Source organism: Endozoicomonas numazuensis (assembly GCF_000722635.1).
Lineage (GTDB): Bacteria > Pseudomonadota > Gammaproteobacteria > Pseudomonadales > Endozoicomonadaceae > Endozoicomonas_A > Endozoicomonas_A numazuensis.
The window spans coordinates 1113164-1130890 of sequence record NZ_JOKH01000002.1 but is presented as its reverse complement, the minus strand read 5'-3'; the positions used below and the strand labels follow the sequence as shown (position 1 = coordinate 1130890).

The window sequence follows — 17727 nt, the reverse complement described above, 5'->3', positions numbered from 1 at the left end:
TTGATATGTATCTTTCCATAGATCTGGGCGGTACTTTTGTTAAATACGGAGTACTGGATGAACAGGGAAGCATCGAGCTAAAAGACAAATTCCCAACGCCGCAGGGCGATATTGATCAGCTCTATGGAGAGATCAGCCGTGTATTTGCTGATGTCTCAGAAACGTTTGAAATTAAAGGTCTGGCCATCAGTGCTCCGGGGGCAGTGACCGATGATGGCCTTATTAAGGGGGTCAGTGCCATCCCCTGTATTCATGGACCTAATATCCGGGAAGATCTTCAGAACCGTTTCAATGTTCCTGTAGCCATGGAAAATGACGCCAACTGTGCTGCATTGGCAGAGGTCAGGGCGGGCAGTGCAAAAGACTACAACGATGTCCTTTTTGTCGTCTGTGGTACGGGTGTTGGCGGTGCTGTCATTAAAGATGGTCAATTGCATAAAGGTAAACACCTGCTCGGTGGCGAGTTCGGAATGCTGGTTCAGTACGACCATGAACAGAAGTGTATGGCGTCCTATAGCTGGCTGGCTTCCACCGGCAACATGGTGCGAAGAGCTTCGGAGAAGCTGAACCGCGAACTGTCGGGTCAGAATGTATTTGAGCTGGCTGAGTCAGGTAATCAAACCTGTCAGGAAGAGGTTGAGGCATTCTACTCGCATCTGTCAGTTCTGCTAACGAATCTCCAATGTGTTTATGACCCTGAGCTGATTGTGGTATCAGGAGGCATTACTGAGCGCCCACAGTTTGGCGAAGAATTGAAGTCTGCACTGAGTACGATCAATACGATGCGTGACTCACTCTCTATCGAAACTGAAGTGACCGTTGCTCAGCATAGAAATGATGCCAACCTGCTGGGGGCGTTTTTTAATCTTAAGGATAAAATCGAGAAGTCAGAGAGGTGTTGATAAACGACTAAGTTAATATGCATAGGTGTGAGCGGCTTCTTACCCCTTGGCCGCCATGCCATCTGGATTTTTTAGTGAAAAAAATTCTGGAAGTGTGAAATTTACTGCCTCAAAAAAGTCTCTGAAAAGATAGACTGCCTCCCTAAAAAAGCTGTATAAGAAAAGTACAATAAGATTGTTTTCTGAACATCATCCGTTATAAATTTGGCGTTTTCTGCAGAGCAATGCTGCGGACAGCACCTTTACGGAAACAGAAAACAAAACGAAGAATTATAAGAAAACAGGGACGGCTTATGTTGCATCAGCACTTCTATAGCCAGACAGAAATACGAGTCTTGAAGGCTCTTTTTCTGACGTTCATCTTGTCGATGGCTTCATCCGTTCAGGCAGAAGAACAGACACCTTCGAAGACAGAAGAGCCAGAAGCTCAGGAGTCATCTGAGATAGCGCCCGATTCTGTCGAATCATTGCCAGAGCTTGGTTCTGAATCTGGAGAGGCCGCAAGCGAAACAGCAGCTGCGGCCAAGCCTGCATTTAATAAATGGTATCTGATCGGCGGTGGTGCGGCTGCCGGATTGGCGGCGCTGGCCGGTGGAGGAGGTGGCGGTGGAAGCAGCGGTGGTAGTGCTGCTCCGGCTGAAAGTAGTCCACCGATAACGCCGCCTGATACAGGTGCAAATAATCTGACACCCCAGAGCCCGGAGTATTACAACACAGAAGAGTACCAGCGCCGCTCTGACCTGGATCAGATCAACGCCAAGGAGGCCTACTCCAATGTTTCTTCAACGGCTGGAGCCAGACAAGCAGGGGAAGGGATTACCATTGCGATTCTGGACAGTGGTGTGAATACAACTCATAACGACCTTAATGAAAGTATCGATCTGCCAAACTGTGGCACACAAACCTGTGATCTTAATTACGGTGAGCAGGATAGTGGCAGCCATGGTACACACGTTGCCGGCATTGCTGCAGCGGATAAAGATGGCGCAGGCATTCATGGTGTCGCATACAACGCAGATGTGCTGTCCGGGTGTGCCAATATTTCAGAGGGTTGCTCAGAAACCTCGCCCACTACTGCCAGTTTGTTGCTTTGGTCTGCCAATCAGGGTGCCTCTGTCGCCAATATGAGTTTTGCCTATGTGCACAGCTCTGAGACAAGAGCGCTGGTGGCTTCCGATATCATCGGGCAGCCTGTTAATTATTCTAATGACACCCTGAAGAGTTATATTTTTGGTACCGCAGATTCTACCCGATACCAGCAGGCACAGAGTGCATTCAAGGCAGGTTTGGTCGGTGTCGTTGCAGCAGGCAATCATAATAATCTGGATGAAAACCTTAACCCTCAAGTGCAACAGGCATCCATTTTCACCATGGCTCCGAAGGTTTATGAAGGCACTTCATTGCAAAACGATGTGGCTTTGCAGTGGATCTCGGTCGTCAACGTGAACAGCAGTAATCAGTTGCACAGCAGCTCTCATGGTTGTGGAGACAGTGCTGAATTCTGCCTGGCTGCTCCAGGAACCCATATTTATTCAACGGTGCCCGGTGGCCACGGCTATAAGACTGGAACCTCTATGGCTGCGCCTCAGGTGAGTGGGGCCTTTGCAGTAGTAGCGGCTGCTTTCCCCGGGCTGCAACTGCCCGGTTCAAATTCTCTTTCCTATTTGTGCGATAGCAGCGATGGAAGAGCTAATGCCAAACAATGTCACAGTAAAGCCGTGGTGAACCGGCTATTTACTTCGGCAGATGATCTGGGAGCCTCAGGCGTAGATGCCGTATACGGACAGGGCATGTTGAACCTTCAAGCGGCTACACAGCTGATTGGGGTCGCTCAGATTCAGAGTGAAAATGGGCAGGTTCAGAACCTCTCTGATTCCACTTTGGACGCTTCGGCTGCCACTGGTGACATTGTCGATCAGCAGTTATCAGAGATTAAGTTTGTCGCTGTCGATTCCTATGACAAGGCTGGCTTTGTTTACAGTGGCAGTGCCCTGACGGGTAATAACCCGGTTAATGATCTCAGGCGAATACATTCTGATCGTTACTTTCAAGTATTTACGTCCAGGCCTTTGTCGAGCGTGGATCTTTCAGAAGGAGTTACGTTGTCGTTTACTAAAAGCGGTGATAAGCCGTTTGAATCTCTGGGTAGTCTCACCGGTACTCTGGGATTTGCCATGAGTAAAAATCAGACGTTTTTTTTCAGTCAGGGGGTGGATGCCTCGTCTGTCTTTGGTTTATTGGCTGACGACTCTTCGAGTATTAAAGAACTGACGACAACCCGAGCTTTTGCCAATCCTTTCCAGAGCTTTAACGAAGCGTCCCGAGGTGTGCATATCGAACAGGTTCTGGGTGAAGGTATGACCTTGAAGGCAGGTGCTTTCCAGGGCGAGCCAGAGAAAGCGTCCAGAGGGGGAGTAGACAGTAAGTTTGAGAGTCTGAATGCTGAGCTGTCGACCGCTTTGACCAAAGACCTTAAAGTTAGCCTGTCTGTGGGCAGCCTCAGGGAAAGAGACTCTGTTCTGGGTTCTGAAGGCTCCGGCATCTGGGATTTTGGAAAAGGCAGCCAAACCCACTTCTATAGCGTCAACCTGAACTATAAGCCGACAAAGTCTACGGACTTGTTAATGAGTTACTATCAGGGGCAAACCCGCAACCGTGCCAGTAACAATGCAGTTGTAGAACATTCAGATAAGCTGCTTAGCGACAGTCTCAGTCTGGGTGCTGTGACCAAACTGGATGAACAAACTACGATGGCTGCGTTTGTTACCCGCCCCATGGCGGTGCAGTCAGGGCAGGCAGAGCTCACATTGCCTCAGGGGTATAACGGAAGTCATCTCCGTTATGGCAATATCACACTGGACTATGCACCGGATCATCGCCAAACCGATTATGAAGTGGTGGTGCGTAGAGCGTTTCCGGAGCTTAATAGTTTTGCCAAGGTAAGCCTCTTACGTGTAGAGAATGCCCATAATGTTCAGGGGCTGGACGATACGATGTTGATGATGAGTGTTGGTTTCGATTTTTAAGAGGAGAACTGTTTTGGTTTGAGCTTTAAGAGCCAAGCTAAAACAGTTCTTTCTATACCTTTCATTTAATGACGACTGCCTCTGGGTAGAGTGTAAACTTTGCCAATATTGAATTTGGGGTCATGAAAGCCAGGTCGAGTCCAGTGAATTCGATACTGGCTCCAGGGGGTTGGGTTCTGTCTTGTCGTTCTCGGGTGTCTGCCGCCAGCCAGGATCACCACTTGTTCTGCATCAATGATGAAGAACACTGTCACGGTACCCCCTTCGTTCTCCTCAACCCTTGCTCCCTTGGACTTATAATAGAGGGGGTAGTCCTTGCCCATCCAGCTGACGGTTTGCTCGCTGACAAGGCAACACTCATTCAGTTCTTTCCAACTGTGATTTTCAATCTCGGTCATGGCGTTATTCAGCCATTGGATCTTCAAACCACTTTTTTCCAAAGCCCTTTTACTGATGTCTTTTTCAAAAATAACGGGGTTCCTGCTGGTTGTTGAGAAAAGTGGACTTTGGGGAGAGCTGGTTCTTGAACCGACGGTAAACCGGCTTATGAATCGTCCTTTATGTTGAGGACTGTTGCTGGCAGTTTCCTTTTTGTACTCCTCTTTTTGAGCAACTTCTGATTTTGAAGGCTCTAGCCAGTCAATACCTTTCTCGACTCTAGCCAGGGCGTTAATAAAATCCTCGTCTTTCCAGATATCAGGGGTGTTTTCCAGCATATCAGAGCGGTAAGTCGTGGGTATGTACGTTTGATCATGAGAGTCTTTATGGATTTGATCCAGCATTACCTGCCAAAGACTCTTCGGAGTAGTGCCTTTCAATCTGTACTTCGCTTTTCCGGATGGGACTGCTTTTGGTTTTAATAACATTTTCAGGGCAGAGGTCACAGAGCCACTTAACTGGAAAAAATGATCATTGTCATTCATTTCCAGGACCATACGGATAGAGTTTGGGTCTTTTTTCGTGACCCCATAAGCGAGCCAGAGCAGACCTTTTTGTTGATTAGGAAGCCAGAAGTATATTCCTTCTCCAAACCTGCCACCATATAAATTTCCCAGGGCTTGATGCACGTAATTCTTCCCTTTATACAGGCTTTTTGCTCGTGCCAGTATACCTCCAGAGTACATATCACCATAGAAAGCCTGAGCTTTGAAATTGCTCATAGCCTGTTGCATGGGTGTTCTTTGTAGGGGAGATAATGAAACTGAACTGCTCAGCTCTTTGCCTACACCTTGTAGTCCACTGGAAGTCATCAGTGCTGCGGGTAGAGGTGACGTGCTCACAGAAGACGTCAGAAATGAGCGAACAACGGCACCAAGTGCTCTACGGTGCAGTTTGCGTAAAATGGGTCTTAAGGGATTGGAGCCGAATACGCCCCACACCAGAACAGCGGTTGTTATGAAGCTATCGGGATGAGTGAGGGAATATGGGTAATTGTCCTTCAGCTCTTTTTCTGGATCCTCCTGTTTTCTCAAGTGTCGGAGGAGATGATTGACCTCTTCACCTTCAGCGACCCTGATGATACTGGGAAATGGATGACTGTTACTGTCCCAGAAAAGCCCGGCATTGCAATGCTGACCATCTTCTGTGCAACTGAAAGGCTGCCAGGATACCTGTTTTTTGCTATTGGTTTTGGCAATACCTTGTGGAGGGGGACTTGCTGCTTCATAGATCCAGCTTTTCAGGTGGCTCAGTTGGAAACCTAGCTCTACTTCAGTCTGGTTACTGTACAGGCTCCGACTGTTTCCATACTGAAGGAGCAGCTGTCCATTCAGGCATTCATTTTTAAAAAAACAATAAAGAGTATTGCTGAAAAGCTGGCTGCCAGCTTCAGAGAATAGAAAGTTCAATGGCTCCATAGCTTGTTCAATGGCGTTTGGATCGCACTGATCATCGACATAATGAGTCGTGTCATCGGTATCAAGCCAGATCCTGTGATAGTCGCCGGATTCTCCCAGATACAGCATGATGAAAAGGTCCCCTTCTGGTGATTTACCCAGTAGGATCTGATCGCCCATACTGCCATCCAGCATATTCAGAGCTAAAAGCACTCGTTCTGAAGGTTTGGCTGGATTGTGTGTTAATGGGAGTTTGAATGGGGTAGGTTCCAGGAGCAAAAGACTTTGTGAATACCCCTTATCAAAGTAAGAGGGAAAATCCATATCGTAGTCTGGAGAGCTGGTGTGATGTCTTAAAACCGGTTTTGGCACAATCAGGTTGATACGAACCTGTCGATCAAAGAGCGGTTGGCCTGTGTACACTGATGTGATGTTCAGTCCATTGTCAAAATCCTGGAACTGCAGATTGATCACGGGTTTTGGTTGGGATGACAGTGCAACCATCTCGGCTGAAGGCATATTCGTGTATGAGTAGTAAAACAGACCTAGAGAGGCTACTGTGTATAACTTTAAAAAACCGTCTGCGGAGTGGATATTAGCAACGGCCTGAGAAACAGAAAGGGGCGTTATTCCTTTGGCATACATGGTGGCTAGCATGATGTAAGCATCAAGATTATCGAGGAAACTGGCCGTAAGAGCATTAGCTCCAAAGCTGATAGCATCTCTCATCAGCGAGAAGCCGGGAATGTAGTACAGGGTTTGAGGGGTATTGACGTATAAGCCACTCTTAGAGTTTGCAAACGAGTATTGTTGGGGCGAGTCAAGAGGCACTTCATCGGCACAGAGCGTCTGGAGACTCATTGATCCGACGAGAATCAGAGATTTGGTCAGAGATCGGATTTTAAAAAATAAACTACAGCTTTGATTTATTTTTATCACGGATTGTCATGTTTGTTTTGGGATGATTGATAAGTAAAGAAGATGACATTGAATAAATAATCAAGTTTTCAATTTGGATCGGAACCCTGATGAATGAATGCTAATTCTTATCTAATTGGACATAGCGTTCATTCATTCAGAGCTGATATACAGGGCAGCTGCCTGAGAGCGTTTCTACTTTGGAGGGGCATTCAGTCCGCGGCTATCAAGGAGTCACGGCATAATGTTTGTCCAGAGAGCTGTATCCCAATCCGGTCTCTTTTATGACTTCAATGCGTGTGGGAATCCTTTCTTTCAGTGATTCAATATGAGAGATAACACCTACCATTTTTCCCGATGCATTCAGGTTGTCCAGAGCGTCCAGAGCGATTTCCAGTGTCTCTTGATCCAGAGTGCCAAAACCCTCGTCCAGAAACAGGGAATCAATGCTGGTTTTGTGACTGACCAGGTCAGACAAAGCCAGTGCCAGAGCAAGACTCACCAGAAAGGTCTCACCCCCGGAGAGAGTTTTAATGTCTCTGGCGGTATCACCCTGCCAGGTATCGATGACCTCAATACTGAGTGCTTCGCCTGTTCTGCGGTTTAGCTGGTAACGACCATGCAGCCTCTGTAGCTGTTGGTTAGCCAGATAAATCAGATGGTCGAGCGTTAATCCCTGGGCAAACTTACGGAATTTGTCGCCTTTTGCGGAGCCAATCAGACTGTTGAGATGTTCCCAGGTGGCAAACAGCTGTTTCTGCTCACTGATTTCATTGACCCAGCCAGACAACTGCTGACGTTTTTTCTGGTCTTCAGTCAGCGCTTGTCGGATTTCACCCAGTCGTTGATTGTTCAGGCTCAGTTCTGTTTCCTGCTGTTTCAGGAGGGTTACTATCTCTTCAGAAGCCAGCTCTGTCAGGGCTTCGTCTAATAGCTTTTCAAGGGATGATTCTGCCCGTTTGAAACGCTCGTTGCTGCTTGCAATCGCCTGGTCCAAAGACCGGTTTAAAGCTTCCAGCTCAGAGCGTTGTTCAGGAGAAAGCAGTGCCTGTTCAAACTGTTCGTTGGAATCAAAAGGGCTGTTTGTCAGAACAGTCAGCCATTGAGCTTCTCGTTCTTCCAGCTCAGACCCACCGGTTTTTTGATCATTGAGGTGTTGCTGAATGGAACCTGACAACTCACTGACAGCCTGCAGTGCCGTCTGGAATGCCACTTCTGCCTGTTTTACGCCCTGTTCAGCGGTCACTATCGCCTGTTCGATTCTGCTTCGTTCATCGGTGACCTTCAGCTCGCCAAAGAGTGTGAATCGCATGTCTTTGCGATCAGCCTGCTCTGTGCTGATCTGATTCAATTGTCGGATTAATTGATCGTTCTGCTGTCGGGACTGAAGCAGGCCTTGATCAAGCATTTGTATCTCATGATTGAGGCTTTGTAGTGCTTGCTGTTGCTCAAGGTTTTGTTGATGGCAGGCTTGCCAGCGATCTTTTAAAGCTTTCTGGTTTGCGAGCCAACTGTCCTGATTTTCGAGCGCTGGCAGTGCTGTTTGCAGAGATTGTTGAAGGATAGCCTCCAGCTGTCCCAGATCCTGTTCTTGCTGGGTGATCTGTTGGGTCAGTGTTCTGACCTGTTCTGCAGATTGATTCAGTTGTTGCTGCAACAGAGCCAGTTGAGATTGTTTCTGGTCAAACTGTTGTTGTTCCTGAGTTGCCGTTTTTTGAGCACTCTGCAGTTGCTGGCTGATGGTATCCAGCTGTTTGACCTGTTCTTTAATGGTCGTCAGCTGTTCCCCAGTGCTGATGAGCCAGCTTCTGACCGATTCGGTATCAGAGATATCCAGTTGAATCTGCAATGACTGACAAAGCGTTTGCCACTCTGTCTGGGTCGATGTCTGCTGGTTCTTTAATTCCAGAATACGCTTTTCTGAAGAGGTACAGAGCGTTTTTAGCTCTGTTTCCTGCTGTTTTTTCCGGGTTCCCTGTTGTTCCAGTTCGGTTACGAGTCGCTTTTTTTCAGCCAGTCGATGTGCGGTTGAATCAACGTCTATCTGTTGATAATTCTGTACGGCAGGGTGTGCTGTTGAACCACAGAGTGGGCAGGCTTCACCTTCTTGCAGATTATTTCGATGCTCGCTCAGACTGGCAATGGTTTGCTCCTGCAATAGCAGGGTTTCCAGATCTTTCTGGTGTTGGGCTTCTTTTCGGTAGAGGTCTCTCTGTTGGCTTAATTCTGTCTGAACCGTGATGAGTTGCCTGCTATTCTCATCCAGCGTCGTTTTTTCTGCTGACAGGCTGGTCTGGCTTTCAACGTGTTGTTTCACCAAAGTCTTGAGCTGTTGGCACTGAGGCACTTTTTCCATCAGGTATTGTTGTTGCTCCCTGATTGCAGACTCTTCCTGCCCCTGAAGCCATTGCTGACGCTGAGCCTGCTGTTGTTCCAACAGCTGATTGGTCAGGGTTAACCTTTCCTGACTGACTCTCTGCTGTTCAAGCAACTGCCGGTGTTGGCTAGTGTCCTGCTCAGTCTGAGTGTTTTGCTCTTGCAGGGTGTTCCTGAGTTGATTGAGCTGCTGAATCAGAGACTTTCTCTGATCAAACTGGGAATGCCAAAGAGGCAGCTGTTCTGCCAGCTTTTCATGATGAGCATTTTGACTCAGATAGTCAGAGGCCTGCTTCAGTGATTGCTGAAGTTTCTGGCGCTTTTGCTGGAGTGTTGAGTGCTGTTCTTCCTGACCTTGGAGTGTTGTCTGAACGGTTTTTTGTGATTCAGACAACTCGATTCGGCTGCGCTCAGCCTCGGAAATTTGCAGGTCCAGAGGAATAATCTGGTCAGCAATCAATTGCTCGGTTTGTGTTTTCTGTTGTTTGACCTGCCCTAGATTTTCCTGCGAGCTTTGCTTGGTCTGTTCTTTTTCTGTCAGTGTGTCCTTGAGCTTTTTTTCCTGCTCCAGTAGCTCATCCACCTGTTTCTGGCGGGTGTCAGCTGCGGCTTTCAAACTGGATAGTTGATCATAAACCGGTTTTATTTCCAGAGCAGGAATAGACTGTTCCAGTTTTTTCAGCGTTTCGCTGCTGGCATCTTTGCGCTCCAGATTCTGCTGGTGCAATTGCTGAGAGGTTTGCTTTTCCTGTTCAAACTCTGCTTTCTTCTCCAGCCAAGTGTTTTGTTTGTTTAGTTCATTAATCTTGTTTTGTATCTTGCTGGTGGATTCAGTCAGTTCAGTCTGTTCGTTAGCGAGCTGTTTCAGAACACTGTCGTCCAGCAGCTCAACGCCTTCGGTTCTGGCTTGAAGCAGGTTGAGTTTTTCCTGTTCTGATCGTGCTCGCTCAAAAACCCGGCGGGAGATCTCGCCATAAATATCGGTGCCTGTCAGTTCTTCCAGAAGTTCGGCCCGGTCATTGGCGCTGGCCTGCAGAAAAGCAGCAAAACCACCCTGAGCCAGCATCATGGACTGGGTGAAGCGACCGAAGTCGAGGCCAGTAATGTCACTGACGATCCTCAGTTTGTCATTGATACGGCTGGTGATGATGGAGCCATCCAGTTTGGTCAGCTCCACCTGTGGACTTTGTAACTTGCCGTCTGCTTTGCCCCGGGCTCTTCGCTGAGACCAGAAGGAGCGATAGCCTTGTCCCTGAACTTCAAATTCTACTTCCGCCAGAGATTCTGACGTATGGCGTGTCATCAGCTCATTATCGCTGGCAGAAATAGTGCTCAATCGAGGTGTCTGGTGATAAAGCGCCAGACAGATGGCATCCAGTAATGTGGTTTTTCCCGCACCCGTAGGGCCGGTAATGGCAAAGAGACCGTTGTTGCGAAAATTGTCTTCGGTGAAATCAATTTTCCACTCACCTTTAAGCGAGTTGATGTTCTTCAGGCGTAAACTGAGGATTTTCAAACGCTCAACTCCTTCTCGTCCTTTCGCTCAGAGGCTTTGCTGTCATCATCTGGTTCATCATCTGGTTCATCATCTGGTTCGTCAAGAGTGGAAAGGATTTCATTAAACGCCTGGTTGAGAGAGGCTACGCGCTGATCATCCAGTTCTTCGTCATTCAGTCGGCGGGCAAACACTTCAGACACATCAAGCTCATCCAGAGTTTCTTTGCTCTCGCGCTGCAACGAAGCTTCGTTCGTTTCACGCTTTCGTCGCACTCGCAATACTTCCAGATTCCTGTCTTCCACCATGCTCTGTATAGGTTTTTGAAGATCAGTGAGGTAGTCGTCAGTGCTGATCTCCAGTTCTAACCAGGTGGTCAGCTGGGTATCGTCATCATCGATCTTATCCAGTTCCTGTTGAATGGTCTCCAGATTCCCTTTGAGGCTTTTGAGGGAGCGAAAAACAGGAATGTCCAGTTCGGTTATGTCTGGGGCGGCTTCTGAATCAAGGCTAACCAGCAATACTTGCTTGCGGCGTGAGGTTTCATCAAAGCTCAGGGGAATAGGGGAGCCCGAATACCGAATATGGTCCTGATCCGAGACTTTCTGAGCCCGGTGCAGGTGCCCCAGGGCTATATAGTCTGCAGGTGGAAAAGCACTGGCCGGGAAAGCCGACAATGTACCAATATAAATTTCCCGTACTGACTCTGTCATTTGACCACCGACGGTAGTCAGGTGACCGGTGGCTACTGTTGGCAGGTTTTTATCGGAAGCGAGCTTGAATACTCTCTGATAATGCTCAGCAATGGCAGTTTGAAGTGCTTTTTGTTTATCGATATCGTTGTCGCCTGCACGACTTTCTAAAACATCTCTGGGACGGATAAAGGGAATAGCACACACCACTGCTCCGGGTTCTCCCTGGCTGTTTTTCAAAACAACCACCTGGTCTTCCAGGTTTTCAGTCACGCCTCCGACCACGTGGGTGTTCAGACAGGCCAGTAAGTCTCTGGATTCATTGAGCGTGGCAACTGAATCATGATTACCTCCAACAATAATCAATTGCTGACAGCAGGTTTTCTGCAGATCGACAATAAACCGGTTGTAGAGCGTTCGTGCATAACTGGGCGGTGTGCCGGTATCAAAAATATCACCGGCAATAACCATGGCATTCACAGAGTGTTCGTCGACAGTTTCCAGCAACCAGCGAATAAACGCCTGATGTTCAGGCTCACGGCTCTTACCCATAAAGTGCTGGCCAAGATGCCAATCGGACGTGTGAAGGATGTGCATGTATTTAAGATTAACCAGACAAATACAGAGGACTATAAAGAATACTCTCCTGAGTCTGGGCTGTCAGTTCTGTGAGAACATTAATGTAAGGATGTGCTTTGTAGAGCTTTGTTAAAGATGGCCGTTCTTTCTGGATTTTAGGCCGGACTGTCTATTCTCAGTCAGCCTCCTAGTGATCCATAAATTGCTTCTGCCATTCCTTGGGGGATATGCCGGTTCTGCTACGAAAGATTCGGGCCAGTGTGGAGGTGTTTTCATAACCGACTTCATTGGCGACCCATCCCACACGTTTCCCTTTTTTCAGATGTGTTTTCGCCACTTCTACCCGCCAGGTAGCAATATAATCGCCGGGCGTCTGGCCATTAACTTCCTTGAAATGTGCTGAAAAACGAGAGCGAGACATGGTTGCCAGCTCTGCCAGTTCTACCAGACTCCAGTTTTTCCCAGGCTCTTTATGGATGGCTTCCATGGCTCTGGCAAGTCGTGAGTCTGCCAGTCCTGCCAGTAAGCCTACATCCACTTGACGATGGTTGATGACATGCCGGAGCAACTGAACAATCAGAATTTCACAGAGGCGATCCATCACCAGTTGACGGGCGCATTTACTGTCAAAAGCTTCCTCAAACAGCCATTCAACGGTCTCCTTGAAGCGACGGTCCTGATTGATTGGAATATTGATCATTGACGGCAGGGAGTTGGCTAACGGGTTGCTGGGACCCGCACCATAATGGATCTCGGCACAAACGACCTCGGTATTGGATTCTTTCTCTGCCTTGATGGTGTGGGGCAAGGGTCTGGGGTAAAAAATCAGGGTGGGTTCGTCAAAAATGACAGGTGCTTTCCCCGATTCCCGGGTTTCCAGCACGCCCTGTTTCAATAGATGAATATGGCCTGATGACTGGGCTTTCTCACCTTCAAAGGTGCCAAGACCACATAGCTGGCCCGTATAAAACACCCCGGTAGAAAAGGAAAGCTGGTTGAGAATTGATGAAAGTTTATCCATGAGACGAACAAATCCATAAAAAAGACTATTCGAGCCCGATCATCTCACAGCTTACTTATCATTGCTCATAGTGATACAGGAAAAGCTCAATACCAGCCTTGAGATAGTGCAGTACTTGTCATTGCTGTAAAGAACATGAAAGCCGATTTTTCAGTAAATCCAGGGAGAGAGATTTTATGAGTGTTCACGAACTCACTGATCATCATCATTTTGAGCGTATCAATAGTAATTCAGATTGGTCTCTGGTGGACTTTTGGGCGACCTGGTGTGGCCCGTGCAAAGTGATGAATCCAGTGATCGAGAAAATTGGTGACAGTTACCAAGGCACTGTCGCTACCAGCAAAGCCAATGTAGACGAGCTTCATGAATTGGCAAAACAGTATGGTATCCGTGGGGTGCCGACGTTGATTCTGTTTCATAAGGGTCAGGTGGTTGATCAGCTGGTGGGGTCGAAACCGGAAAAAGCGGTAACCCAATGGCTGGATGATCATATAGCCAGATCTAAACCCTGACACACTGTTAATAATTGATCTGATTGGAGGTTTTTATAGGGCTGAATTTTGATCTTGTGGTGTTTTTGCGGGACTGACTCCTCAATACTGTCCCGCTCTTTTCTTCTTGTTAACGCTTAAGCGGTTCCTGCTCAAGCTCTCCCCAGGCATCATTTCCCCATAGGGGCACGGTTGACATTGAATGCTTGTGGCTGCCTTCGACTTCTTTTGTAGAGTAACTGAGATAAATCAGGGTTTTATTCTGGGCATCCCAGATTCTGCGAATTTTCAGCGACTTGAACAGCACGCTCTTTGATGATTTGAAGACCACCTCGCCACTGGGACTTGTATCAATGGCCTGGATCATATCCAGCGTGATCGGACCGGTCTGGCGGCAGGAAATGCCCATGTCAGAAGGGTCAGCAAAGCTGAGGTCAGCCTTGATATGACTGATATGACAAGTGACACCACTGACCAGAGGGTCATTCACCTTTTCAATTTTGATGTCTTTGGTGGTGAACAATCCCAGGCTGACGTTTCCGACTTCATTCTCATTGGAGCAACCTGCCAGCAGAAGAATGGCTAACAGGGGAGCAAAAAATTTCATGGATCAAACCTGTTTTTTCTGGAGTCATATGGACTATACCGGAGTGGCAGGAAATTCGGACATATTTCACGAAACATTGACCTGTGAGATAGGTCAATTCTTGCAAAGATGGTAATGTAACCGGTTTCATGTGGTCGAAAAAATGATGACAAACGCTCATCATCCGGCTAAACAGAGTTCAGAAGGTCTACAACCGGAAGGTTACAATATGCGTTTAATTCCTCTATCCGCTAAAGCCGACGTGGGCAAATGGGCAGCAAAACACATTGCCAGACGGATCAATGAGTTCAAGCCAACCGCAAACAAACCCTTTGTGCTGGGTTTGCCTACGGGCAGTACGCCCATGGCAACCTACAAAAAGCTGATCGAGATGAACCGTGATGGGGAGGTCAGCTTTGAGCACGTAGTGACCTTTAATATGGATGAATATGTGGGTATTCCAGCCGATCATCCAGAATCCTATCGTACCTTTATGTTCAAGAACTTTTTTGAACACATTGATATCCGTCACGAAAACATCAACCTGCTGAATGGTAACCCCGAAGATCTTGAAGCGGAATGCCAGCGCTATGAAGACAAGATCAAATCCTACGGCGGTATCCATCTGTTTATGGGCGGTGTTGGTCATGATGGTCACATTGCTTTTAACGAGCCAGGCTCTTCCCTGTCTTCTCGAACCCGCATCAAAACCCTGACGGACAAAACCCGTCAGGCCAACTCCCGTTTCTTTGAGAATGATATTAATCAGGTGCCCAAGCTGTCTTTGACCATTGGTGTTGGCACTCTGATGGACGCTCGTGAAGTCATGATTCTGGTAACTGGTGCTGATAAGGCTTATGCCTTGCATGCCGCTGTAGAAGGTTCTGTGAACCATCTGTGGACGATTTCTGCCATGCAGATGCATCCAAAAGCCATGATTGTCTGTGACGAAGACGCGACCATGGAACTGCGAGTGAAAACCCTGAAATATTTTGCTGAATTGGAAGCCGAAAACATTCGCGGCCTCTGACTATCAGCTGAGCGTTTTTTAGTTCGGATGTTTCTGCAGTCTTGATCTGGGTTTAGCGGCTTTATGAATTTTCCGGGCTACATACCTCGAATGAGCGTACTGCCCCTTTCCGGCTTCTGACACGATGAATCAACCATCTACCCAGAAGCCGGAGTCGCTATGTCACTTGAAGAAAAAACGTCACTTGAAGAAAAAACGTCACTTGAAGGAAAAACGGTCTTTCTGTCAGGCGGCTCAAGGGGCATTGGTCTTGCTATAGCCCGACGGTTCGCCCAGGCCGGAGCCAACATTGCTATTTGTTCAAAAACGGCAGAACCTCACCCCAAGCTTCCCGGAACCATTCATGAAACGGCAGAACAAGTGATTGCGCTGGGTGGCAAAGCGTTGCCCATTGTGATGGATGTCAGGGATGAGAAGGCGGTTCAAGCGGCAGTGGCAGAAACAGTCTCCGTATTTGGCGGGATCGATATCTGCATTAACAATGCCGCTGCTTTCTGGATGGAACATTCCATGGCGACCGCCACGAAAAGGCACGACTTGCTGTTTGATATCAATGAGCGCGGAGCTTTTCTGGTGACTCAGGCCTGTTATCCACATCTGAAGAAATCAGATAATCCCCATATTCTCAGTCTGGCGCCTCCGCTTGATCTCAAACCTGTCTGGTTTAAATACACTTCCCCCTATTCAGTCTCGAAATTTGCAGTCAGTCTTTATTCTCTGGGGTGGGCTTCGGAGTTTAAAGAAGATCGGATTGCCGTCAACACGTTATGGCCCAGAGTCGGTATAGACTCGCCGGCGGCCATTGTTCATGGCGGAGACGCTTTACGCTCGGAATTCCGAAAACCTGAAATCATGGCCGATGCAGCTTTTGCCATAACGACCAAACCCTCTGATACGTTCACGGGTAATTTCTGCATTGATGACACGCTGCTGTATGAAGAAGGCGTCAGAGATCTGGAGCAATACAGTATGGTTCCGGGAAACGCTCTGGTGCCCGACTACTTCGTGCCTGAGAGTATTCCTGCGCCACCCGGTGTGAAACTGAGCACACCCAGACTGTATGATTTTTATGAGGACGACGAGTAGCCGTAGTGTTTCATCAACAGACAGACGTTGATTGTTAGAATGCCTGACAGGCTTGTTATGAACACAGGACAGGCAGAAGAAGTCAAAAGACCAGTTAAATGAGAAAAGGAGTTCTCTCTTGACCTTTCCGACTGAATTTGAAGGCTATCTCGACGTATCTGTCCCTCCAGTTATGAACCCTGCTCCTCAGGACGCTGGGCAGGCCTCAATGTCTGGGCGATCGGTGACGAAGTCATCTGCGAAAGAGTTTGAAATAGGTAAAACTGTATTCAGTGAGCTGGATGCTAAAGAGCTGAGTAATGGCAGGCTGGCCTATAAGTCGGTCATTGACCTCACAAAATTACCCTTCTGCAAGTTAATGATGCCGGGGCATTATTTCCCTGATACCAATTTCAGTGCTCACCTTGAGCGTTATATGGCTGCTAATCAGCATCGAAGCCGGAGTAACTTTTGCCGTCTGCATATGAATGAGTTACCCAAAAAGGTTATGGCCAAATCACCACAAGCGATGACTGCAATGGTGGCTCTGGAATACTTGTCGGATATTCGGCAACTGGTGGGGCCTCTTGCGCGTTTGGGTCTTGAATTCAGGGACTATTATCATCAGCAGACCGAAAAACCTTATCCTGAAACAGCAGTGGAAGATTTCTGTGACGTAGAAGAAAGAAGATATACCGCAAGACAAACCATCCTGCTCGAAAGCAAAGAATACCTTAATTCACCTGGAGCTCTTGAGTTTGCCAATCAGCAATCCCTTCGTATCCCCAAAAGAAAGCCAGGGGAAGACCACACTGACTTAAAAGGATCCAGGCATTTGCAAGCATTCCTGCGAGAAAAGTTGAAAGCTGCAGGAATAGAGGGGCCGTTATGTGAACTGCTGGGCTTTGTACCTTCTAAAGTGGCAAACCCAAAAGTCAGAGGCAGTGGCTTTATTGACAGCCACTGGTCCCTCAACTTTCTGCATGGTAATGAGACTCATCTGATCCAGTTAGTCCTGCTCGTCGAGGCCGGTATTCTGGATAAGGATTCATTAGCCTATTTGGTTGATCATGGGCTTTGGGGATGGGTTTTGGACAGGATCTATGTACCTGCCTGTGATGGGTACTCTATTCTTGATCCTGGCTCAGAAGATAAACATATGGCTCGAACGCTGGAAAAGGATCCGAATGAACTCGATATTTCCCTGATTAATTTCCAGGGAGCAGAAGCTGCTCTGTGTGCCAATGGCCCCAGCTTTATGCATCGATTCTTCCTGGCAGGAGAGTTTTCTCAGGCCATAGAATGTTTGTCTAACGATCTGGATGCAGAAGGAAGGGTAGAACTGATTACCAGGGTTCTGGGAATGAACCCCTGTGGTTCTGACTTGCAGAACAAGTCATTACTGAGGGATGTTGCAAGAAACCTCACGGCACTGGAGAGCTGCATTACCCATAAACAGTTGAAGAGTATGGACAACATAGCGAGCTTTATGGGGCTTCCGTCTTCCGATGAGCTGTTCAAAGATTTGAGTGATACCTACAGCTTTATGGGGAAGGACAAGGCTGAGCCTGTTATCAGGGAGAAAGCTCGGAGACATCTGGCAAAAGGTCGAAGGGTCTTGGGTATCAAACCGGGATCAACCAAAGAGAAAGTATTGGATCGGCATTCGGACTTGAGTAAATATCAGTCGTTTGTAGTATATCGAGACTGA

Annotated in this window: 11 protein-coding genes; 6 read left to right on the top strand and 5 right to left on the bottom strand. The window is 47.7% G+C overall.

What is annotated here, in order from left to right:
• Positions 1–5: 5 nt before the first annotated feature.
• Both GZ78_RS12220 and GZ78_RS12215 read left to right on the top strand, forming a co-directional pair.
• A complete protein-coding gene (locus tag GZ78_RS12220; protein WP_034835818.1) occupies positions 6–902 on the top strand; it encodes an ROK family protein in 897 nt (298 codons plus the stop codon).
• A 293-nt stretch (positions 903–1195) separates the two neighbouring features.
• Positions 1196–3928, top strand: coding sequence for a S8 family peptidase (locus GZ78_RS12215; protein ID WP_034835815.1), 2733 nt, complete (start codon positions 1196–1198; stop codon positions 3926–3928).
• Positions 3929–3993: 65 nt separating this feature from the next.
• Here GZ78_RS12215 and GZ78_RS12210 read toward each other — a convergent pair whose 3' ends face one another.
• From GZ78_RS12210 to GZ78_RS12195, 4 genes are all read right to left on the bottom strand, one after another.
• A complete protein-coding gene (locus GZ78_RS12210; RefSeq protein ID WP_034835812.1) occupies positions 3994–6624 on the bottom strand; it encodes a hypothetical protein in 2631 nt (876 codons plus the stop codon).
• 283 nt (positions 6625–6907) lie between these two features.
• Entirely contained in the window at positions 6908–10573 is a 3666-nt protein-coding gene (locus GZ78_RS12205) for an AAA family ATPase (RefSeq protein WP_034835810.1), read from the bottom strand.
• On the bottom strand, positions 10570–11841 hold the full coding sequence (gene sbcD, locus GZ78_RS12200) for an exonuclease subunit SbcD (protein WP_051786097.1): 1272 nt from the start codon (positions 11839–11841) through the stop codon (positions 10570–10572). The genes GZ78_RS12205 and sbcD overlap by 4 nt, the downstream gene beginning before the upstream one ends.
• Positions 11842–12010: 169 nt before the next feature.
• Positions 12011–12844 (bottom strand): AraC family transcriptional regulator, encoded by an 834-nt coding sequence (locus GZ78_RS12195; protein ID WP_034835807.1) that lies wholly within the window; start codon positions 12842–12844, stop codon positions 12011–12013.
• Between the two features lie 176 nt (positions 12845–13020).
• Here GZ78_RS12195 and trxA point away from each other — a divergent pair, with 176 nt between their 5' ends.
• Positions 13021–13356 carry a thioredoxin gene (gene trxA, locus GZ78_RS12190; protein WP_034835804.1) on the top strand — a complete coding sequence of 112 codons (336 nt, stop codon included), beginning with the start codon at positions 13021–13023 and terminating at the stop codon, positions 13354–13356.
• 109 nt (positions 13357–13465) lie between these two features.
• Here trxA and GZ78_RS12185 read toward each other — a convergent pair whose 3' ends face one another.
• Positions 13466–13942 carry a CreA family protein gene (locus GZ78_RS12185; RefSeq protein ID WP_034835802.1) on the bottom strand — a complete coding sequence of 159 codons (477 nt, stop codon included), beginning with the start codon at positions 13940–13942 and terminating at the stop codon, positions 13466–13468.
• A gap of 142 nt (positions 13943–14084) precedes the next feature.
• Here GZ78_RS12185 and nagB point away from each other — a divergent pair, with 142 nt between their 5' ends.
• The 3 genes from nagB to GZ78_RS12170 all read left to right on the top strand — a co-directional run bounded on the left by nagB (position 14085) and on the right by GZ78_RS12170 (position 17727).
• Positions 14085–14951: a glucosamine-6-phosphate deaminase gene (gene nagB / locus GZ78_RS12180; RefSeq protein ID WP_236631537.1), complete on the top strand. Its 867-nt coding sequence runs from the start codon at positions 14085–14087 to the stop codon at positions 14949–14951.
• Between the two features lie 159 nt (positions 14952–15110).
• Positions 15111–16037: an SDR family oxidoreductase gene (locus tag GZ78_RS12175; RefSeq protein WP_051786096.1), complete on the top strand. Its 927-nt coding sequence runs from the start codon at positions 15111–15113 to the stop codon at positions 16035–16037.
• 118 nt (positions 16038–16155) lie between these two features.
• Positions 16156–17727, top strand: coding sequence for a hypothetical protein (locus tag GZ78_RS12170; protein WP_034835799.1), 1572 nt, complete (start codon positions 16156–16158; stop codon positions 17725–17727).

What these genes read in the sequence shown, in the direction of transcription:
- GZ78_RS12220 (WP_034835818.1), top strand. Translation starts at nt 6, where the DNA reads ATGTATCTTTCCATAGATCTGGGCGGTACTTTTGTTAAATACGGAGTA.
- GZ78_RS12215 (WP_034835815.1), top strand. Translation starts at nt 1,196, where the DNA reads ATGTTGCATCAGCACTTCTATAGCCAGACAGAAATACGAGTCTTGAAG.
- GZ78_RS12210 (WP_034835812.1), bottom strand. Translation starts at nt 6,624, where the DNA reads ATGAGTCTCCAGACGCTCTGTGCCGATGAAGTGCCTCTTGACTCGCCC.
- sbcD (WP_051786097.1), bottom strand. Translation starts at nt 11,841, where the DNA reads ATGCACATCCTTCACACGTCCGATTGGCATCTTGGCCAGCACTTTATG.
- GZ78_RS12195 (WP_034835807.1), bottom strand. Translation starts at nt 12,844, where the DNA reads ATGGATAAACTTTCATCAATTCTCAACCAGCTTTCCTTTTCTACCGGG.
- trxA (WP_034835804.1), top strand. Translation starts at nt 13,021, where the DNA reads ATGAGTGTTCACGAACTCACTGATCATCATCATTTTGAGCGTATCAAT.
- GZ78_RS12185 (WP_034835802.1), bottom strand. Translation starts at nt 13,942, where the DNA reads ATGAAATTTTTTGCTCCCCTGTTAGCCATTCTTCTGCTGGCAGGTTGC.
- nagB (WP_236631537.1), top strand. Translation starts at nt 14,085, where the DNA reads ATGATGACAAACGCTCATCATCCGGCTAAACAGAGTTCAGAAGGTCTA.
- GZ78_RS12175 (WP_051786096.1), top strand. Translation starts at nt 15,111, where the DNA reads ATGTCACTTGAAGAAAAAACGTCACTTGAAGAAAAAACGTCACTTGAA.